The organism is Saccharopolyspora endophytica (assembly GCF_018070075.1).
Classification (GTDB): Bacteria; Actinomycetota; Actinomycetes; order Mycobacteriales; family Pseudonocardiaceae; genus Saccharopolyspora; species Saccharopolyspora endophytica.
In genome coordinates this window covers 1-1,408 of record NZ_JAGPXE010000032.1, presented here as the reverse complement: position 1 = coordinate 1,408, position 1,408 = coordinate 1, and the positions used below count along the sequence as shown (strand labels likewise).

The following is a 1,408-nucleotide window of genomic DNA, read 5'->3' as shown; positions in this document are numbered from 1 at the left end:
GGGTCTTTCGCAGGAACGGTGTTTCCAGCGTGTTGATCAGTAGGTTTCGGCGTCCGGCCAGCGGTCACCGAAGGTGATGGCGAAGGCGTCGAGGACTGGCTTCCAACGTATCGTCCATCGGGTGCGGCCGGCTCCGGTGGGATCCAGGCTGCGGGTCACAAGATACAGGCATTTCAGCGCTGCCTGTTCGTTGGGGAAATGTCCTCGTGCGCGGACCGCTCGACGGTAGCGGGCGTTGAGGGATTCGATTGCATTGGTGGAGCACAGCACTTTCCGGATCTCGACGTCGTAGGAGAGGAACGGCGTGAATTCTTCCCAGGCGTTGCGCCACAATCGGATCATGGCCCGGTACTGTTTTCCCCATTTCTCGTCGAGATCGTCAAGAGCGGCCAGTGCCGCGTCCGGGTTCGGTGCGGTGTAAATCGGTTTGATGTCCTTTTTGACCTCGTCCCATTTCTGCCGGGGAACGAGCCGGAAAGTGTTGCGAATCAGATGGACGATGCAGGTCTGGACGATGGTGTGCGGCCACACCGAGGCGACGGAATCCGGGAGTCCTTTCAAGCCATCACAGACGCAGAAGAAGACATCGGTGATGCCACGATTTTTCAGATCCATCAGGACCGACAGCCAGAACTTCGCGCCCTCGCCGCCGGTGCCCATCCACAGCCCCAGCACGTCCTTGCGGCCGTCCACAGTGACCCCGATCGCCGCGTAGACGGGCTGGTTGGCCACCTGACCGTCCCGGACCTTGACCACGACAGCGTCAATGAAGATCGCGGCGTAGACCGAATCCAGCGGACGGTTGCGCCAATCCTCCATCTCCCGTACGACCGTGTCGGTGATACGGGAGATCGTGTCCTTGGACACCGACGCCCCGTAGATTTCCGCGAAATGCGCGGAAATTTCCCCGGTGGTCAATCCCTTCGCATACAGTGACAACACCACCTCGTCCACACTGCCGAGACGGCGCTGCCGCTTTCGTACGATCCGCGGCTCGAATGTTCCTTCACGATCCCGCGGAACCGTGATCTCGACCGCGCCGGCCGAATCGGAGATCACGGTCTTCGCCCGGGAACCGTTGCGCACATTCGCTGAATCCCGGCCCGAGTCGGCACGGTTTTTCTCATGCCCGAGGTGCTCGGTCAGTTCCTCGTTCAACGCCGTTTCCAACACATTCTTGGTGAACAGCTTCAAAAGCCCATCCGGACCGGTCAAATCCAGGCCCTGGTCCTTGGCCATCGCCACCATCTCGGCCACAGCGGCCTGCTCAGGAGACAACGTCCGATCCGACTTGCCGATCTTCTTCCGGTCTGCGCTCACAGCGTCAGAGCTCATCACTCACAGTGCCCATCCCGCCGGACCCACGCCCGGCGCGTCAGGCTGGAAACACCGTTACCCCGACAGTCCC

General features: G+C 61.2%; 1 protein-coding gene. It reads right to left on the bottom strand.

The window, feature by feature from the left end; genetic code table 11:
* Window positions 1-36 precede the first annotated feature (36 nt).
* Entirely contained in the window at window positions 37-1,248 is a 1,212-nt protein-coding gene (locus tag KBO27_RS33325; protein ID WP_246538829.1) for an IS256 family transposase, read from the bottom strand.
* Window positions 1,249-1,408: the final 160 nt, after the last annotated feature.